The organism is Flavobacterium ovatum, from assembly GCF_040703125.1.
GTDB classification, from domain to species: domain Bacteria; phylum Bacteroidota; class Bacteroidia; order Flavobacteriales; family Flavobacteriaceae; genus Flavobacterium; species Flavobacterium ovatum.
This window is the reverse complement of record NZ_CP160035.1, coordinates 48,079-67,235: the sequence shown is the minus strand read 5'-3', so window position 1 is coordinate 67,235 and position 19,157 is coordinate 48,079. Positions and strand designations below refer to the sequence as shown.

General features: G+C 34.3%; 20 protein-coding genes. 18 read left to right on the top strand and 2 right to left on the bottom strand.

The annotated features are described in order from the left end of the window. Positions 1–62 precede the first annotated feature (62 nt). A complete protein-coding gene (locus ABZP37_RS00310; RefSeq protein ID WP_366183768.1) occupies positions 63–1,511 on the top strand; it encodes an IS1182 family transposase in 1,449 nt (482 codons plus the stop codon). 235 nt (positions 1,512–1,746) lie between these two features. Here the strand turns inward: ABZP37_RS00310 and lysS are convergent, their stop codons facing one another. Continuing rightward, on the bottom strand, positions 1,747–3,450 hold the full coding sequence (lysS, locus tag ABZP37_RS00305) for a lysine--tRNA ligase (RefSeq protein ID WP_366184693.1): 1,704 nt from the start codon (positions 3,448–3,450) through the stop codon (positions 1,747–1,749). A 344-nt stretch (positions 3,451–3,794) separates the two neighbouring features. On the opposite strand from lysS, the gene ABZP37_RS00300 reads away from it, so the two are divergent. The 9 genes from ABZP37_RS00300 to lipB all read left to right on the top strand — a co-directional run bounded on the left by ABZP37_RS00300 (position 3,795) and on the right by lipB (position 9,760). Further along, positions 3,795–4,550: a hypothetical protein gene (locus ABZP37_RS00300; RefSeq protein WP_366184691.1), complete on the top strand. Its 756-nt coding sequence runs from the start codon at positions 3,795–3,797 to the stop codon at positions 4,548–4,550. Between the two features lie 186 nt (positions 4,551–4,736). Next, positions 4,737–5,285: an RNA polymerase sigma factor gene (locus ABZP37_RS00295; protein ID WP_366184690.1), complete on the top strand. Its 549-nt coding sequence runs from the start codon at positions 4,737–4,739 to the stop codon at positions 5,283–5,285. A 20-nt stretch (positions 5,286–5,305) separates the two neighbouring features. Beyond that, positions 5,306–5,581: a hypothetical protein gene (locus ABZP37_RS00290; protein ID WP_366184688.1), complete on the top strand. Its 276-nt coding sequence runs from the start codon at positions 5,306–5,308 to the stop codon at positions 5,579–5,581. Positions 5,582–5,584: 3 nt separating this feature from the next. Beyond that, positions 5,585–6,067: a hypothetical protein gene (locus ABZP37_RS00285; RefSeq protein WP_366184686.1), complete on the top strand. Its 483-nt coding sequence runs from the start codon at positions 5,585–5,587 to the stop codon at positions 6,065–6,067. An 84-nt stretch (positions 6,068–6,151) separates the two neighbouring features. Further along, a complete protein-coding gene (locus ABZP37_RS00280) occupies positions 6,152–6,904 on the top strand; it encodes a YHYH protein (RefSeq protein WP_366184685.1) in 753 nt (250 codons plus the stop codon). Positions 6,905–7,009: 105 nt separating this feature from the next. Next, the gene (locus ABZP37_RS00275; protein ID WP_366184683.1) at positions 7,010–7,624 is read left to right on the top strand and encodes a toxin-antitoxin system YwqK family antitoxin; all 615 of its coding nucleotides are present in this window, start codon (positions 7,010–7,012) and stop codon (positions 7,622–7,624) included. Beyond that, positions 7,602–8,264, top strand: coding sequence for an SCO family protein (locus ABZP37_RS00270; RefSeq protein WP_366184682.1), 663 nt, complete (start codon positions 7,602–7,604; stop codon positions 8,262–8,264). Before ABZP37_RS00275 ends, ABZP37_RS00270 begins: the two co-directional genes overlap by 23 nt. Positions 8,265–8,303: 39 nt before the next feature. Beyond that, positions 8,304–9,062, top strand: coding sequence for a hypothetical protein (locus ABZP37_RS00265; protein ID WP_366184680.1), 759 nt, complete (start codon positions 8,304–8,306; stop codon positions 9,060–9,062). After that, positions 9,062–9,760, top strand: a complete 699-nt coding sequence (gene lipB, locus ABZP37_RS00260; protein WP_366184679.1) for a lipoyl(octanoyl) transferase LipB — start codon at positions 9,062–9,064, stop codon at positions 9,758–9,760. The genes ABZP37_RS00265 and lipB overlap by 1 nt, the downstream gene beginning before the upstream one ends. 91 nt (positions 9,761–9,851) lie before the next feature. Here the strand turns inward: lipB and ABZP37_RS00255 are convergent, their stop codons facing one another. Beyond that, positions 9,852–10,511 (bottom strand): ribonuclease HII, encoded by a 660-nt coding sequence (locus ABZP37_RS00255; protein WP_366184677.1) that lies wholly within the window; start codon positions 10,509–10,511, stop codon positions 9,852–9,854. Between the two features lie 207 nt (positions 10,512–10,718). Between ABZP37_RS00255 and ABZP37_RS00250 the strand changes: the two genes are divergently transcribed. The 8 genes from ABZP37_RS00250 to ABZP37_RS00215 all read left to right on the top strand — a co-directional run bounded on the left by ABZP37_RS00250 (position 10,719) and on the right by ABZP37_RS00215 (position 19,016). Beyond that, on the top strand, positions 10,719–12,683 hold the full coding sequence (locus ABZP37_RS00250) for a putative porin (RefSeq protein ID WP_366184675.1): 1,965 nt from the start codon (positions 10,719–10,721) through the stop codon (positions 12,681–12,683). Between the two features lie 198 nt (positions 12,684–12,881). After that, positions 12,882–13,364 carry a 3'-5' exonuclease gene (locus ABZP37_RS00245; RefSeq protein ID WP_366184673.1) on the top strand — a complete coding sequence of 161 codons (483 nt, stop codon included), beginning with the start codon at positions 12,882–12,884 and terminating at the stop codon, positions 13,362–13,364. 56 nt (positions 13,365–13,420) lie between these two features. Continuing rightward, positions 13,421–14,692 carry a DUF2851 family protein gene (locus ABZP37_RS00240; protein WP_366184672.1) on the top strand — a complete coding sequence of 424 codons (1,272 nt, stop codon included), beginning with the start codon at positions 13,421–13,423 and terminating at the stop codon, positions 14,690–14,692. Between the two features lie 108 nt (positions 14,693–14,800). Beyond that, a complete protein-coding gene (locus ABZP37_RS00235; protein ID WP_128194301.1) occupies positions 14,801–15,028 on the top strand; it encodes a PspC domain-containing protein in 228 nt (75 codons plus the stop codon). A 55-nt stretch (positions 15,029–15,083) separates the two neighbouring features. Further along, entirely contained in the window at positions 15,084–16,754 is a 1,671-nt protein-coding gene (locus tag ABZP37_RS00230) for a sodium-dependent transporter (RefSeq protein WP_366184671.1), read from the top strand. A gap of 33 nt (positions 16,755–16,787) precedes the next feature. Then, positions 16,788–16,946 carry a hypothetical protein gene (locus ABZP37_RS00225; protein WP_366184669.1) on the top strand — a complete coding sequence of 53 codons (159 nt, stop codon included), beginning with the start codon at positions 16,788–16,790 and terminating at the stop codon, positions 16,944–16,946. A gap of 28 nt (positions 16,947–16,974) precedes the next feature. Continuing rightward, complete coding sequence (locus ABZP37_RS00220; protein ID WP_366184668.1) at positions 16,975–17,856, top strand: helix-hairpin-helix domain-containing protein; 882 nt, start codon at positions 16,975–16,977, stop codon at positions 17,854–17,856. A 17-nt stretch (positions 17,857–17,873) separates the two neighbouring features. Then, positions 17,874–19,016, top strand: a complete 1,143-nt coding sequence (locus ABZP37_RS00215; RefSeq protein ID WP_366184666.1) for an acyl-CoA dehydrogenase family protein — start codon at positions 17,874–17,876, stop codon at positions 19,014–19,016. The last annotated feature ends 141 nt before the right edge of the window (positions 19,017–19,157 follow it).

The window sequence follows — 19,157 nt, the reverse complement described above, 5'->3', positions numbered from 1 at the left end:
AGTAAAATTTTATTTACTGCTTCTTTTTGGTTATATTTAACTGTAATTATAAGGCTTTTTAGATGTTAGTTCAGCAACAACAAATTCAGTTCAGCGAGCATTCCTCGTTATATGATTTAATCATTCCTAAAGATAATCTTCTTCGAAAAATCAATGAATTAATTGATTTTTCATTTATCACCGATGAACTTATACATACCTATTGTGTAAATAATGGTCGTATGGCAGAAAGTCCTATTCGTATGTTCAAATATCTACTTTTGAAAACGATTTATACGGTCTCGGATGTTGATGTTGTTGATCGCTCTCGTTTTGACATGTCCTTTAAATATTTTTTGGATATGACACCCGAAGCCGATGTTATCAACCCAAGTTCATTGACAAAATTTAGAAAACTCCGCTTAAAAGACACCGATTTATTGAATTTATTGATTAACAAAACGGTAGCCTTAGCCATTGAAAAAGGTGTTATTCGTTCTAAATCTATAATAGTTGATGCCACACATACTTTATCAAGGTCAAATCCATTTTTAGCTATAGACGTACTGAGAGAACATTCCAAACAACTTCGTAAAGTGGTTTATTCATTTGATGAACAATGGAAAGAACGTATGCCAGAGAAGAACAACGAGAATGATTTAGAAAAGGAGTTGGCTTATAGCAAAGAGTTAGAGAAAAGACTAGAAGAAGATCCTTCGGTGAGTTTGATACCGGCCGTAAAAGAAAAACTCAACTTGCTAAAAGAAACCATCGAAGATACACAAGAAAATTTAATTTTATCAAAAGATACCGATGCCAAAACTGGGCATAAATCTGCCGAGAGTTCTTTCTTTGGCTACAAGACTCATTTAGCTATGACCGAAGAGCGCATCATAACAGCAGCCGTAGTAACATCGGGAGAAAAAGGAGATGGACCGGAGTTGCCAAAACTCTTAGAAATTAGTCAAGAAAATGGAATTGAGGTAGATACTATTATTGGCGATGGTGCCTATTCGGGGAAAGAAAATCTTAAAATCACAAGTGAGCAAAATATTAAAGTAGTGGCCAGACTAAACCCATCCATAACACAAGGATTTAGAAAAGACGAGGATAAATTTGATTACAATAAAGATGCCGATAGGTTTGTATGTCCTGCGGGTCATATGGCAATACGAAAAGCACGAGGTGGAACCAAAGATATCGGGGAAAATCAAGTCGACACTTACTATTTTGATGTTGAAAAATGTAAATCATGTCCTTTAACAGAAGGCTGTTATAAAGAGGGAGCAAAAACAAAAACATATTCGGTATCCATAAAATCAGATTTACATCAAGAGCAAATATCCTTTCAAGAAACAGACTATTACAAAGAAAAAGCAAAGCACCGATACAAAATAGAAGCGAAGAATAGTGAGTTAAAAAATGCACATGGTTTTGACAGAGCGATATCTTATGGCATAAACAATATGCAAATGCAAGGAGCAATGGCTATTTTTACAGTAAATTTAAAAAGAATCATAAAACTAATGTAGGAAATGCGTTCTACTTGCGTATTGTCTAAAATACACTCATTTTAAGCCAAAAAATAGACTCCTAAAATCTAAAATAAAAACAGTTGTAAAATTTAAAACGCTTATAACGGATGTTTGAAATCCTGTTATAAGCGTTTTTTTAATCTTTGAAAAATAACACAAATCGAAATAAGCGAGGTTTTTCAGTGCCCTCCCATCACGAAGTTCCTTTTTTAAAATATATAATATAGATTAATTACTCTATCAATTCCACAATCTTAGCTTCTCCAACTTTTTCCACCTTCGTTAGTCCATGTTTAGATAAACCTTTCATAGCAGCATCCCATTTTTTACCACTTAAATCGGTTTTTATTTTTAGTAAGCCAAGGTCCATTTTGTTCTCGTTCACTTTTAGTAAATCGATGATTAATTTTTCCTCATCAGACAATTCAATTTGAACTAGTTTCGTCTCCGGTCTCATTTGAGGAAATAACAATACTTCCTGAATAGATGCATTATTAGTCAAGAACATCATCAAACGGTCCATTCCAATTCCCAATCCAGACGTTGGCGGCATTCCGTATTCTAAAGCTCTCAAGAAATCCTCATCGATAATTCCAGTCGCTTCATCATCCCCTTTGGCAGCAAGACGCATTTGGTCTTCAAAACGCTCTCTTTGGTCAATTGGGTCATTTAGTTCCGAGTATGCATTCGCTACTTCTTTACCACAAACCATCAATTCAAAACGCTCCGTCAACTCAGGATTGTCACGGTGCTCTTTACAAAGCGGTGACATTTCTTTAGGATAATCCGTGATGAAAGTTGGCTGAATATAATTTCCTTCGCATTTCGCTCCAAAAATTTCATCAATCAATTTCCCTTTCCCCATCGTGTTATCCACGTCAATTCCCATACCACGAGCAGCATCAAACAATTCTTGTTCGTTTTTACCAGAGATATCAAAACCAGTAAAATGTTTGATAGAATCAGTCATCGTCACACGAGCGTAAGGCGCTTTAAAACTAATTTGGTGATCACCAAAAGTCGCTTCGCTAGTTCCATTTACGCCAATAGCGCAATGTTCTAACAATTTCTCCGTAAAATCCATCATCCAGTTGTAGTCTTTGTAGGCTACATATATTTCCATTGCAGTAAATTCTGGGTTGTGCGTACGGTCCATTCCTTCGTTTCTGAAGTTTTTCGAAAACTCATATACCCCATCAAATCCACCAACAATCAATCTTTTTAAGTACAATTCATTCGCAATACGCATGTACAACGGCATATCCAGCGAGTTGTGGTGCGTAATAAACGGACGCGCCGCAGCACCACCCGGAATCGATTGTAAAACGGGAGTTTCCACCTCCAAATACCCAGCGTCGTTAAAGTAACCACGCATGGCGTTGAACAGTTTAGTACGTTTTACAAAAGTATCTTTCACATGTTGGTTCACCGTCAAATCCACATAACGCATACGGTAACGCAATTCGGCATCGTTAAAAGCATCGTGTACTTTTCCGTCCTCATCTACTTTTGGCAACGGCAAAGGACGCAATGTTTTACTTAAAAACGTAAAACCATCTACACGAATACATTGCGCACCTACTTTGGTAGTAAACAATTCTCCTTCAATACCAATAAAATCGCCCAAATCGGTCAATTTTTTAAACACTTGGTTGTATAGTGTTTTATCATCACCAGTACACAAAACATCACGATTCACATACAATTGAATACGACCTTCGCTGTCTTGCAACTCAGCAAAACAGGCTTTACCTTGGTCACGCACACTCATCAAACGTCCAGCAACAATGACCTTCTTGCCTTCCTCAAAGGATTCTTTTACCTGTTTCGAAGTATGATTTACAGGAAAAAGATTCGCAGGATAAGGATTGATTCCTAAGTTGCGTAGGGCTTGAAGTTTCTCTCTTCGAATGATTTCTTGTTCTGATAGTGCCATTTTATGCTATTTTTAAGAGCGCAAAGATACTTTTTAAGTCGCTAAGATGCAAAGTTTCTAAGTTTCTAAGAAAAAGTTTTTTAAGGAGCCGAAAAATTGTGGTTTCAGTCACGATTGGTCCCGCTATACACTGTATCTTTTTTGCCGAAAAAAGCAAAAAAGGATGCCGTTTCTATCGGGGCTAGGCGAGGACGTTTTTTATTTTTAAGACGTTTTTTTAATAACCCTTATGAGTTCCAAACTCTGAAAGGGTTGAAATGTTTCTTTTGTAATTCAAAAAAAGTATGTAATCTTGTAAGTACTATTTAGAATGAAAAAATAAACTTTCAAACCCCATTTATATTATGAAAAATAAAGTAATTAATATGCATAATAAGCCAACAGTTATTGTACAGAATGAAGGTGTAAAATATTCAGTATTAATGGAGAAATTCTTGGAAAATTTTATTAAAGAATTTGAAGACACTGAATATTTTGAAGATATTTTCGATTTTGCTGTAAATGCTTGGAATTTTGCCAACATGAAACAAATACTTCCAGAAGGAGAAAGTGATGCAGCAATTAATTCTATAGAGAGCGATGAAATAGATTTTGATTTACTAAATAGAATGATTGACTATAAGATTTCTAATTTCAAAGAATATACCAACTTTATAGTTGATTATGAGTTAAAGGAAACAGATGGCGATCCTATCTTGAATGTAACAACACAAGCGCAGGAACAGTACTTAGCCAATATGTTTGATACGATGACTGAAGAAACAGATGAAAACGATTTTGATGAAGGATTCATAAATAGAACGGCAATTATTATCAAACACCAGCAACCATTTATTGATTGGCGTAATAATTTGTATCCTGAGGATATACACAAACCCATTGAAACAAATACATACCTTATTAATGAAGATATTGAAGATATAGAGACATGGGTCAAGAAAAAATGCGAAAAAATTTTCATAGCTGAGTTAGTAGGCTGGAATACTAATAAAAAAGCATGGCCTCAAAAACGAAATTACAAAATGTTTAAAGAGTGGTTTATAGTTGATATTTCGACTATGATTTATGATTTTGAATTAAAACCAATTTCAAAAATATAATTGTAACAACCAGATAGCGCGGATTTGCAATCCGTGCCCACAATCTGAAGCCTTGCTATTATAAATTAGACCATAAAACTCCGTGTTAATGAAATAGTAAAGATATGAATCTTGCGTTATAAAAGGGAAATCTTCTCAATTTTCGTCTATATTTGAATTTCATAAAAACCACTACCTACGATTGGAATGAGTTTTGACGCCGCCAGTTTTCAAGAAATGTATCATCAATACAAATCCCTCGTGTACAACGTGGCGCTGAGTTATGTCCAAAATGTAGAAGATGCAGAAGAAATAACTCAAGATGTTTTTATGCAATTACACCAGTCGATTGCTACTTTTAAAAACCTTTCGACTTTAAAAACCTGGATTTACCGGATTACAATCAACAAAAGTTTGGATTTTTTAAAGCATAAAAAAAGTCAAAAACGCTTTTTTATTTTTGGAAAACGATCGGAGAATGAATATGAAATTCAAAATATTTCCACTTTTGAGCATCCTGGGATTTTGTTAGAAAATAAAGAAAAGTCTAAATTACTTTTTGGTGTTATAAACGAATTGAGTGAAAACCAAAAAACAGCTTTCATTTTGTCCAAAATCGATGGTTTGAGTAATCCCGAAATTGCCAGTATTATGGAGCTAACGGTTTCGTCAGTAGAGTCTTTACTTTTTAGAGCCAAAGACAACCTCAAGAAGAAATTAGGAAATAAATTTGAAGAATACCGCAAGAAAAAATAAAATAATCAGTCTAAGATAGTATGGAAAGAGATAAATGGATAAGCGAAGTAATGGACAGTACGAATCAAATCGTAAAAGTCTTGCCTGATGATGGCTTGTTTTTTAAAATTCAAAATAAATTGAAAGTGAAGAAAACAATAGCTAAGGAATGGGTGTGGCTCGCCGCCGCTTCGATTATTATTTTGTTAAGTATCAATATCAGGGTGATTTATAAAGAATTACAAACAGAAAAAGAGATAGAAGAAACAGTGCTTATAGCAGCAGTTTCGGACTCTAATCAATTTTATTTACGATAAGTTATGAGCAAGATAAAAGTATTAACCATTTCGGTGATTGCACTTGTAATTCTCAATCTGGGAATGATAGTGTTTTTTGTTATAAAGTCAAAAGGAAATAGAGATCATCGAGCTGGGGTTCGGAAAATGATTATCGAAAAATTGGATTTGGATGCAAAACAAACAGAGCAATTTGTAGCCTTGGTCGAACGTCATACGACGAAAATTGATAGTATTAACCAAGAAATCAAATTGACTAAAGAAAATTTGTACGAGCAGTTAGTAGCTCCAGAAGTGAATTCCAGAGTAAAAGACAGTTTGATTACTGTTTTGAGTGATTATCAAAGAACAATTGAAAAGGCACATTTTGATCATTTTTTAAAAGTTAAAAAGATTTGCAATACACCAGAGCAACAAGAAAACTATAAAGAATTGGTCAAAAAATTGGGCGAAATATTCTCAAGACGTAGAATGCAACAGCACCAAGCTAATAAGGAAGTTAAGTAGAAGGTGTATTTGTATAGATAGTTCGCACGTATTACAATATTTTTTCGTCTAAAATCAAATAACACTAATTTTAAGTTCGGAACTATGAAGAAATCTATTTTTTTAATCACTCCCTTAGTCGCAATATTGCTGTTTTTGAACTGCAGTAATTCGGATAATCCATCATCTAGTACAGAAGATATCAATAACATACCTGAGGTTTACAAAAAAATCTATGGAGCAACTAGTATCACCTCTGACGGGACTTACCTAACTATAAAAACAAACGGTCAACCCGATCATAAAAGTGTTTATTATGCAACTACAAGCGATAAATATGAAGCTTTTAGCGGAACTACTTTTGGAGGATCTACCTTCAAGAAAAATCCTAATGTCATCGATACTAATTTAGCTTTTACGTTTAAAATACCTCTGAATCCCGTTGCTGCCAGTTCTCATGCTTCGACACCGCTTGGTGCTATTGGGGTTTCAATAAACGGAGTACCTTTGTTTAATCAATATGCTGGACCTAATCAACCTTTGACAGATGAGATTCAATCTTTTGATCAGTATTCGGGACATCCGACAGGGCGAATGATTTACCATTATCATGTTGAGCCACTATATTTAACACAAACCAAAGGAAAGTCTGCCTTGATGGGATTTTTATTGGATGGTTTTCCTGTTTATGGACCCGAAGAAAATGGGGCGGCAGTAACAGGATTGGATGCATATCACGGACACACATCCCCAACTGTCGATTATCCAAACGGAATTTACCATTACCATATTACCAATACAGATCCCTACATCAACGGAAGTGGCTTTTATGGAAGTCCAGGAACTGTTTCAAATTAGTTTTTTTAAAGTCGCTAAGGTTCTAAGTTATTGTGACGTCAGATTTTGTTTGAAATTTGTGTCTTCGTGCCTTTGTGGCAACTATTAAAGTTGATAAGTAATACTATGTTTTTAAAATTTTATTCTTTTAAGAAAGTACTGTTTTATTTTTTTGCAACGCTATTGATGGTTAGTTGTAATCAAAAAGAAATAGTTGCGCCTCAAAGATACCCTCAAAAAGTACCTGCCATTTATACTTTGGGTTCAGATGAAAGATTTCATTTTGACCAAGATACCTTGTATTTTAAAACAGATAAATATTCGGGTAAGCAGTTTATGCTATATCCTTCCAAAGACACTGCTTTTGTCAAATCCTATTTGTTTGGTATGTTGGAAGGGGACCAAAAAAAATGGTATGATAATGGTGTTTTGGCAGAAAATAGACTTTATATTTCGAATAAAAAAGAAGGAAAACATGAAGGCTGGTGGGAAAATGGAAAACCTAAATTCAACTACCAATTTTTTAACGATGAGTATCATGGTGAAGTTCTAGAATGGTATGTAACGGGGCAGTTGTTTAAAAAATTCCATTATGAAAATGGATACGAAGAAGGAAGTGAGCGTTTATGGTATGAGGATGGAAGTGTTCGCGCTAACTATGTGATTAAAAAAGGTAAGAAATACGGTTTAATCGGAATCAAATTATGTAAAAACCCAAATGAGAAAGTCACTAAAAAATAGATTAATAGTTGGGGTTTTAGTTATTGCAACATTTTTTGGTTGCCAAAAAAGTAAAGCAGAAGCCGAGGAAGGCATGCCTTTTTTTAATACGCCCGAATTTACTCCAGAATGGATTGCCAAAGACAGTCCTGAGTTTTCTAAAATCCATACGATTCCCGCATTTGCATTGACCAATCAAGACGATCAAACCATAACTGAAAAAACAGTCGAGGGTAAAATTTATGTAGCCAACTTTATGTTCACCAGTTGCGGCAGCATTTGCCCTAGAATGACGGACAACATGAAAATCCTTCAAGATAAATATGCAAATGACTCGCAGATTTTATTGCTATCTCATTCTGTAAATCCTGAACTGGATGATGTCAAGAAATTGAAAGAATATGCCGATTTGAAAGGGTGTATTTCGGGTAAATGGCATTTACTCACTGGAGATAAAAACACCATTTATACATTGGCCAAAAAACATTATTTTGCAGGAGATTCGATAGGGTTCTATGGTAAATTAAATGACTTTCTGCACACTGAAAATTTTATTTTAGTAGATGGTAAACGTCGAATTCGTGGAGTTTATAATGGTACATTGCCTATTGAGATGGATCGGATTATTGAGGATATTACGACACTGAAAAAAGAAAAGTAGTTTTAGTTAGGAGTTTGTATCTTTGAAAAAAAAAATCAAATGAAACAATTTTTTCAAAAGACAATTCTACTCATTGCGATACTGTTGTTAGCTTCTTGTAATTTTACAGAAAGTATTGATATTCAGGAAAATGGTTCAGGAGAATATTCTGTTGAAGTAGATGCTTCTGGTTTGTTGGCTATGGGTGGTGATAAAATGAGTGAAAAGATGGGGCTTAAAGGAGATAAAAAAGTGCTGGATTCGGTTATCAGTTTTAAAACTATTTTCGAACAGAAAAAAGATAGTATAGCGAAACTAAGTCCAGAAAAACAAGCCGCACTCAAAGGCTTGGAAAATACAGTAATGCACATGAAAATGGATCCCGATAAAAAAGAATTTCTAATTACCATGAATTCTCCTTTTAATAAAGTTGCCGAACTTCAGGATTTAATGGAGGGTTTTACCGTTTTACAAGATTTAAAAAAATCAAAAACAAGCGAGACTGCTAAAAGCCCCTTTGGAGGAAGTTTTGGAGATAATAATTCGAAATTGAGTTTTACTTATGATGGAAAAACATTTAGTCGTAAAGTTGCATTATTAAAGGAAAAAACAAAAGCAGTAGATTCTGTAGGAATGTCCAAAATGTTATTTGCATCCTCAAGTTATACCTTGAAATATCATTTTCCAAAACCAGTAAAATCGACTTCAAATCCAGAAGCACTTTTTAGTGGTGACAGAAAAACAATTACTGTTCGATATCCTTTCACTGAATATATGGAGAATCCTGAAAAGCTAAATCTTAACGTAGTCTTTGAATAATGAACAAAACCGTACAACTTCAAGATTTAGGAAGTCTGGATTACAAAGCGGCTTGGGAATACCAAGAGGAGCTTTTTAAAGCAGTAGTAGATTTGAAAATCCGAAACAGAAGAGAAGAAACCACAATTGCAACACCTAATTATTTATTGTTGGTGGAGCATCCTCATGTGTATACCTTGGGGAAAAGTGGTGATTTAGAAAATCTATTGCTATCCGAAAAACAACTCGAAGCCAAAGGTGCAACTTTCTACAAAATCAATCGTGGTGGCGATATTACCTATCATGGTCCTGGTCAAATTGTGGGATACCCGATTTTAGACTTAGAAAATTTCTTTACCGATATCCATAAATACCTACGCTTCCTTGAAGAGTCGATTATTCTAACCCTACAAGATTACGGTTTAGAATGTGGGAGAAGTGATGGCGAAACAGGTGTTTGGCTTGGAGTAGGAACACCTTTTGCTCGTAAAATTTGTGCCATGGGCGTGCGTGCCTCTCGTTGGGTAACCATGCACGGATTTGCACTAAATGTAAATGTTGACTTAGGTTATTTTGATAATATCATCCCGTGTGGAATAAAAGGAAAAGCCGTTACATCTTTAAACGTAGAGCTAGGTGTTGAAAAAGTAGATGAACAAGAAGTGAAAGATAAAATTGTCAAGCATTTGTCCGCTTTATTTGAATGTCAAATTGTTTAGTCAAAAATCAAAAGTCAATCTCAAAAATCAATTAGAAGACAAAATTTGCATTCTAGGATTACATCAAAAATCGTTAATCGTTTATCTTCAATCAAAAATCCAAAGATAGCTGCTCCGGCAATAATCTAAAACTCATTCGATGATATTTTGTCGGGCCGAATTTCCGAATCGCTTCACGATGTTCTTTGGTAGGGTAGCCTTTGTTTTTTTTCCAATTATACATTGGGTATTCTTCGTGAATGACATTCATATATTCATCTCGATACGTTTTTGCCAACACAGAAGCCGCTGCAATACTCAAATATTTAGAATCGCCTTTCACGATACTCTGATTTGGGATCGATTGTAATAATTCAATTTCCACTTTCGAGAATTTTTTTCCAGATTTACTTTTCAATCCCAGTTTCGCATTGATCGCTCTATTTCCATCTACGATAATATATTCAGGAGTAGGGTTGAGTTTCAAAATACATTCTTGCATGGCTTTCATCGACGAATTCAAGATATTGATTTCATCTATCTCTTTCGGGTACAAATGTGTCACTGCAAAAGTTAAAGCTTGTACTTCGATCAATGGTTTTAGTAGTTCACGTACCTTTTCTGATAGTTGCTTACTATCATTGAGAATTTCATTTTCAAAATCTAATGGCAAAATTACCGCCGCCGCCGTTACAGGCCCAGCCAGACAACCGCGTCCTGCTTCATCAGTTCCAGATTCTAAGATAAAAGTAGAGAATTGTCTTTCGAGCATAAGTCCAAATTTTGAAAAAACAAAGATTGTAATTTTTTAGAGAATTTGCATTCTATTTAAAGACAATAATCAGTCTTTAGACAACGTTATTGCTTTTAAATATTTGATGACCGACTTTTAAGTTAGTTGTTTTTTTATAGCTTTATATCAATTACCTTTGTGCAAATTAATTGTCAATTCAATGAATTTCCTAATCAGTTGTACCCAATGAGAATTCTCTTTTATATATTTATAATAACATTACCTACCTTATTGTTTTCTCAAGCAAAACCATTAGAAGACGAGTCTCAAGGCAGTTTCTCAGACAGATTAAAAGGACCAAAAGAAAAAGACTCAGCAAAAGTAGCTACGCTTGACATGTACCGTTTTATTTCTTTAGAAAGAGATACTACTTATATTGACACTTCCTTGACTATCCAAAGAGAATACAGCCACAACTATTTAAGGAGAGATACTTTTGGATTATTAGCTTTTCCTAATGAAGGACAGACGTATAATACACTTCAATATAGCCTAACCAATTTTTCACCTTATCCAGACATGGGGTTAAAAGGGAAGCATTTTAGTTTTATGGAAGCGGGTGATATTCGATATGCATCGGTTGCAACACCTGTTACGGAGCTGTTTTTTAAGTCCATTATTGGTAAAGGACAATTGGTCGATTCTTATTTTACTTTAAACATTCACCCTAGACTGAATTTTTCAATCGCTTATAAAGGAATTCGTTCTGAAGGAAAATACATTAACCATTTTGCTAATTCAGGACATTTTAGGTTTACAACTAGTTATAGTACTAAAAATGGACGTTATGTTGCTAATACTCATTTTGTGTCTCAAGATATTTTGAATGAGGAAAATGGAGGAATAACAACTATAAATGATTTTGAAAGTGCAGATGTTAATTTTAACAATCGCCAAAGTTTAGAAGTTTATCTCACTGATGCCGAATCTTTTTTGAAAGGGAAACGATATTTTTTAGACCATAGTTTTAGAGTTAATCCTAAAAAGGGAAGTAACAATCTTTATGTGAATCATCAGTTCAACTATGAAAATAAATTTTTCGAGTACAAACAGCCTACGGTCGCTTCAACAGTAACTTCAACATCTGGGGCATCAACTACGGTATATCGATTTGGAGATTCATACGTTACTTCTAGTTTAAAAGACCATACGCATTACAACAAAATGTATAACAAAGCTGGATTGACCTACGAAAATACTACTTTAGGAAGATTTCAGTTTTATCTAGATGATTTCCGAAGCAATTTTTATTATTATAAAATATTGGTGAAAGAAGACGGAACAATCGTTCCCGCTTCATTCACCCGAAAAATAAATACTGCTGGAGGACAATACGATTATCAAAAAAATAAATGGACTGGCAAATTCCTTTATTCAAGATCTATCACCAATCAATCGTTATCAAATCTTGATGCAAAAATGAAATTGGATTGGAATGATGATTTTCAGTTTGATTTTCAATACCAAAACATCAATAAATTACCAAGTGATAACTATAATTTATACCAAAGTAGTTTTATTGACTACAACTGGACCAATAGTTTCAAAAACGAAAAAATCAATCGCTTAGCTGCCAATGCTATTACTCCCTGGCTCAACGCCTCATTGACCTTGTTAACACTTGATGACCATTTATATTTTGAAAATGTAGCAACATCTACAACACAACAAATTATGGCGCCTAATCAATATGAGAAAACCATCAGTTATCTGTCTTTAAAAGTAAGTAAGGAGATCAAATTCGGAAAATTCGGCTTTGATAATACCATTTTATACCAAAAAGTAGATCAACAAGACGCAGTGCTTAACGTTCCTGAATTAGTAACGCGCAACACCTTATATTACACAAATTTCTTTTTCGATAAAGCACTTTTTTTACAAACAGGAGTGAGTCTGAATTATTTCACTAAATATTATGGTAACGATTACAATGGAGTGATTGGAGAGTTTTTTGTGCAAAATCAAAAACAAATTGGTAATTACCCCAATCTTGATTTCTTTGTAAATGCTAAAATTCAAAGAACCCGAATCTTCATTAAAGCAGAGCATTTTAATTCGTCATTATCGGGGAATAATTATTATTCTGCACCCAATACGCCGTTCCGTGATATGGCAATTCGTTTCGGATTGGTGTGGAATTTCTTCAATTAAGACTTTTAGGAGCGCCACATTTGGCATTTTTAGAAAGTTGGGTTCCCGCTCCCGATGCTTCGTGACGTTACAACCTCTAGTTTTTGCTATCGCAACACTAGAGGATTTTACTACTATCGGGGCTCAAAAATTAGACATTAGGATTTTTATTAATGCTTTAAAAAAGCATATTATTTTCAAACCAAAAATACATTTCAATTGACTTTTACCGCTATAGATTTTGAAACAGCAACAGCATTTCACCCCTGCTCCGTAGGGATTGTAACTGTTGAGAACGGCATTATTGTCGATGAGTTTGTCACGTTGATCAAACCACCAAACAATTTGTATAATCCGTTTACAATAAAAGTACATGGTATTTATCCACATGATACGGTGAATGCAAAAACATTTGCACAAGTATTTCCCGAAATTCAAAAAAGACTACAAAATAGAGTAGTAGTCGCACATAATGAGAGTTTTGATAGAAATGTGTTAGCCAAATCCATGGCGCTTTACGGTTTGAATTACGACGAACTCAACATTGGTATACGTTGGGAATGTACTGTGAAAATATACAAAGCTAAAGGGCTAAAGCCAACAAAGTTAAGCGATTGCTGCCGCGAGATGAACATACAACTCAACCACCACGAAGCACTATCTGATGCCCGAGCATGCGCTAAATTGTATCTTTTAAAATAGTTTTATTTCGTTTGGGAATTTTTCTTACTTTAGTCTTGTATTATAGACTATTCGATATGAAAGAAGATTTTCTGCACTACTTATGGAAATTCAAGAAGTTTGATATTCTTGATTTAAAAACGACGCAACAAGAATTAGTGACCATTCATCACCAAGGGCAATACTTAGAATTAGCTGGGCCTGATTTTTTCAATGCCAACATCACCATTGGAAATCAAAAATGGGCAGGAAATGTTGAGATTCATATAAAATCTTCAGATTGGTACGTACACCATCATGAGCGTGATACTGCTTATGAAAATGTGATTCTACATGTAGTTTGGGAACATGATGCTGCTATTTTTAGGCAAGACAATACGGAGATTCCAGTACTGGAGCTCAAAAGTTATGTAGATAAGAATACATTAGACAATTACCAATCTCTAGTAACACCTAAATCATGGATTTTTTGCGAAAATGAGCTCAAGCATATTGAGAGCTTTTTACTTAAAAACTGGCAAGAACGATTGTTTTTTGAGCGATTGGAAAGAAAGTCCAAATTCATTTATGATTTACTCGAAAAAACTAATAGTGATTGGGAAGCCGTACTTTTCTGTTTACTAGCCAAGAATTTCGGACTCAATACCAACGGAGAACCTTTTCTGCAAATTGCGCAATCTATTCCTTTCTCAGTCATCAGAAAAGAAAGCTTTGAAGTCGAAAACTTAGAAAGTCTTCTTTTTGGTACCGCAGGTTTATTGGATACTGAAAAAGAAGATAATTATTATAAAAATCTTAAGTTTCGATACTATTATTTGCTTCATAAATACCAAATTGAAAAACCACACACATCACCCGTTCAGTTTTTTAAACACAGACCAGATAATTTTCCGACTATACGATTGTCACAATTGGCAAATTTATACCATTTGCACCAAAACCTGTTTTCAAAAATTCAAAGTTTAAACACGGTTCAAGAAGTGTATGATTTGTTTCAAGTGGCAACGGCGGACTATTGGCAAGACCATTATAGTTTTGACAAACAAAGTCCCAAAAAGAAGAAGCGATTGTCTCATTCATTTATCGATTTACTTACTATCAATACGATTATTCCTTTACAGTTTGCTTATGCAAAAAGTCAAGGTTTAGAAGTTTCTGAAGATCTAATTCAATTACTTTCTCAAGTTCAAGCAGAGAAAAATAGTATTATGGATAAATTTGTAATTCACGGTATCAAGCCACAGAATGCATTTGAAACCCAGTCTTTGCTCCAACTTAAAAATGAATATTGTATAAAAAGTAAATGTTTGGAATGCGCAATAGGTGTGGAGTTGTTGAAAACGAACTAAGAATGAAGGAGTAATTATTTTTTTTGTAGTTTTACGCAATAAGTGAATAAAAAGTTAAATTCGTAATACAAGATTTATAAAGCAACGAAGTCAAAAAGAATAAATTAGATGTCAGCAATTATCAAACTTAAATTTTTTTTAGAAAAGCATGGTTTTCATGTTTCGTCTCGTTTGGCGGATAAGTTGGGAATGCGTGCTAATAGTGTTCGACTTTTTTTTATTTATATCTCCTTTGTAACCGTAGGGTTGGGATTTGGGATTTACCTGATTCTCGCTTTTTGGATTCGGTTGAAAGATTTGATTCGTGCTAAGCGAACTTCGGTTTTTGACCTTTAACAATTTACTCTTTTTTTATTTTAACAATAATCAATATTAATTTAATCAATATATTTTGGCCGTAAAATCAGATGCTTGGGGTTCACGTGTAGGTTTAATTTTAGCAATGGCCGGAAATGCTGTAGGTTTGGGGAATTTTTTACGATTTCCTGTCCAAGCAGTTCAAAATGGTGGGGGAGCTTTTATAATTCCATATCTAATTTGTTTTTTAATCATGGGGATTCCGTTGCTTTTCATCGAATGGTCTTCGGGCCGATTTGGTGGTAAATTTGGGAACCACAGCACGCCATATATCTTGGATTCCATGGTCAAAGGAAGACTGCTTAAGTATATAGGGGTTTTTGGGATTTTTACTAATATCGCTGTAGCTGCCTATTATTGTTATATCGAATCTTGGACAATGTCTTATGTTTATCATTCTCTAATAGGAACTTTTGACGGAATGAGTCAGGCGAATGTTGCTGCTTTTTTTGGTGATTATGTTGATATAGGGCATTCCACAACAGGAATTCCTTATGAAGGAGTTATTTTTTATGTAATTTGTTTGATTATCAATACTTATATTTTATCGAAAGGGCTTAGAGGAATTGAAAAAGTGGCGAAAATTGGTATGCCACTTTTGATTTTATTTGGAGCTATTTTAGCGATCAAAGGATTGACTTTGGGAACTTCAGGAGCTTCTGAGATTTTTCCAGACGCTAATGCTTGGGATGGACTTAATTTTCTTTGGACACCGCAATACAGTTCTTTGTTAGATTTAAAAGTATGGATGGCAGCAGCTGGACAAATCTTTTTTACCTTATCAGTTGGGATGGGGACAGTACATTGTTATTCGTCTTACCTAGCAGAAAAAGATGATGTCGCATTGAATGCTGTTTCAGCAGGATTTATGAATGAATTTGTTGAGGTGGTTTTAGGAAGTTTAATTGTAATCCCTATTGCTGCAGGTTATTTAGGACTGGACTGGGTAATTCAAAATGCTGGTTTTGGGATGGCATTTCAAACGATGCCTTATCTGTTTCAACAGTGGGGAAGTTTAATTGCTGTATTTGCTGGGGTACTTTGGTTTGGTTTATTGTTTTTTGCAGGAATTACTTCTTCACTAGCGATGGGGACTCCATGGATAGGTTTTATGCGGGATGAATTTGGCTGGAATCAGAATAAAGGAGCTTGGTCATTTGGTTTAATTGCTTTAATTTTAGGATTACCTACGGTTATTTTCTTTCAAGAAGGGGTGTTTGATGAATATGATTATTGGGCAGGAACGGTAAGTTTAGTATTGTTTGCAATGCTTGAAACTATTTTGTTTTCATGGATTTTCGGAATGGAAAAAGGTTGGCCAGCGATTACCAATGGGGCGGATATTAAAGTGCCTACTATTTATAAATATATTATCAAGTATGTTACACCATTGATGTTGATTATTATTTTTATGGGATCGGTATTTAAACCGCTAGATAATGACTGGTCAGGAAATATGAATAATTTGATTTCTGGTAAAACGTGGGTATTGGATAATGGTTCAATTATTAAAACGATTACACACGCAGGTATTAAAGAACAAATAGCGGTAGCGACTGATTCGGCTCTAATTACACAGTTGGAAGATAAAATTTTCTATCTTAATTTTGCTCGATTAATGTTGTTAGGATTGTTTGTTTTTATCAGTAGTTTAGTTTACGCAGCGTTTCAAAAAAGAAGAAGAGAAGGTCGTGCCACTTTGTAAAAAGTGGTTTAATTTATTTAAATAAAATATATTATGAATACAGAAGCTTTAATAACCATGTTGCTTACCCAAGGGATAGTTGTTTTTTTTGCGGTTTATTTCTTCTATAAAGTTCTTACCATAAAACCTAAACAAGAACCAGATTCATTTTCTGAAAATGATGATGAGGTAGAAAGACAACCTAAAGAATAGTTTTGAAGTGTAATTTTATTTTTAGATTATGAAAGATTTAAAATCCTACTTTTTGTTTTCCAAAGAACAAAGGAACGGGATTTTTGTTTTGGTATTACTGATTGTTTTGATTCAAACCATTTGGTTTTTCTATGAGAAAACTGAGTTTGAAATGATTCATTCGGATGCTGAAAAACAGTGGTTAGCTATTCAACCCGAAATAGATCGATTAAAAATGGTTTCATCCGGATACAAATATGAGTTAAAACCATTTAATCCAAATTTTATAACCGATTATAAAGGGTATAAATTAGGTATGTCAGTTCCTGAAATTGATCGACTTTTAGCTTTTAGAAAAACCAATCAATACGTAAATTCAGTACAAGATTTTCAAAAAATAACTCAGGTTTCGGATTCTTTATTGGCTACTATTTCTCCTTATTTTAAATTTCCAGACTGGGTTACGAATAAAAAGGAATTCAAAGGATATGTACAGTATGAAAAGGAATCGTTTGCCAAAAGTGATAAAATCACAATAACGGATGTGAATACGGCTTCACAAGAAGATTTTATGAAAATCAACGGCATTGGAGCAGGTTATTCGGATCGAATTATAAAATTTAGAGAAAGTTTAGGTGGCTTTGTTTCGATGCAACAAATGGATGATGTGTGGGGGTTACCACCTGAAGTAATTACTAAGTTGAATTCAAATTTTAAAATTGGAGTAATTTCTCAAATTATGAAATTAGATATAAACAATGCTTCTTTGAAAGAAATAGCACAATTCCCTTATTTTAGATATGCTTTAGCTAAAGAAATAGTGATGTGTAGAAGCATGAATGGTGATTTTAAAAACGCAACTGATTTAACAAAAATTAAAGGCTTGTCTATTGAAAAAGCTAATATTATAGCCTTATATTTGACCTTTTAAAAAACAAAAGCTTTACGATGAACTTTGATTATAACGAAACGCAGTCCATGATTGCGCAATCCATAAGAGATTTTGCAGAGAAAAACATCCGTCCATTTATTATGGAATGGGATGAGGCTCAGACTTTTCCAGTTCCGTTATTTAGGAAGTTAGGAGAGATGGGATTTATGGGTATTTTAGTTCCTGAAGAATTAGGAGGTTCAGGTCTAGGCTATCATGAATACATTACTATAGTCGAAGAAATTTCAAAAGTCGATCCTTCGATTGGTCTATCGGTAGCCGCGCATAATTCACTTTGTACCAATCATATTTTGACGTTTGGTAATGAGGAACAAAAGAAAAAATGGATTCCTAAATTGGCCAGTGGTGAACATATTGGTGCTTGGGGATTAACAGAGCATAATACAGGTTCGGATGCTGGAGGAATGAATACTACGGCAAAAAAAGAGGGTGATTTTTGGGTTGTAAATGGAGCTAAAAACTTTATCACACATGCTATTTCGGGAGATGTTGCAGTTGTGATTGTTCGTACAGGCGAAAAAGGCGATTCTCATGGAATGACTGCTTTTGTCTTTGAAAAAGGAATGGTAGGTTTTAGCTCTGGTAAAAAAGAAAATAAATTAGGAATGCGTGCCAGTGAAACAGCAGAGTTGGTATTTGATAATTGTCGTATTCCAGACTCTAATCGCTTAGGGGAAGTAGGTAATGGTTTTATTCAAGCTATGAAAATCTTAGACGGTGGTAGAATATCTATTGGAGCTTTATCTTTAGGGATTGCCAAAGGTGCATATGAAGCGGCTTTGAAATATTCTAAAGAAAGACATCAATTTGGAAAACCGATTAGTAGCTTTCAAGGGATTTCTTTTAAATTAGCAGATATGGCCACTGAAATAGAAGCTTCTGAACTGCTTTTGCATAAAGCTGCTTTTTTGAAACAACAACACAAACCCGTAACTACTATGGGAGCAATGGCTAAAATGTATGCTTCTGAGGTATGTTGTAAAGTGGCAAACGAAGCTGTTCAGATACACGGCGGCTATGGTTATACTAAAGATTATCCTGTGGAAAAATTCTATAGGGATGCTAAGTTATGTACTATAGGAGAAGGAACTACCGAGATTCAGAAAGTAGTGATTGCGAGAAATCTGTTGAAGGATTAAGATAGGTTTAAGAGAATAGAGAAAAGAGCCAAGAAGCAAGATGTTGTAACTTGGCTCTTTTTTTAGATAGTTATTTTAAATATGTAGTGAAGTCTTTATTCTTTGTTCTATTTTCTTTTTGGAAAATAATTCATAATTCAT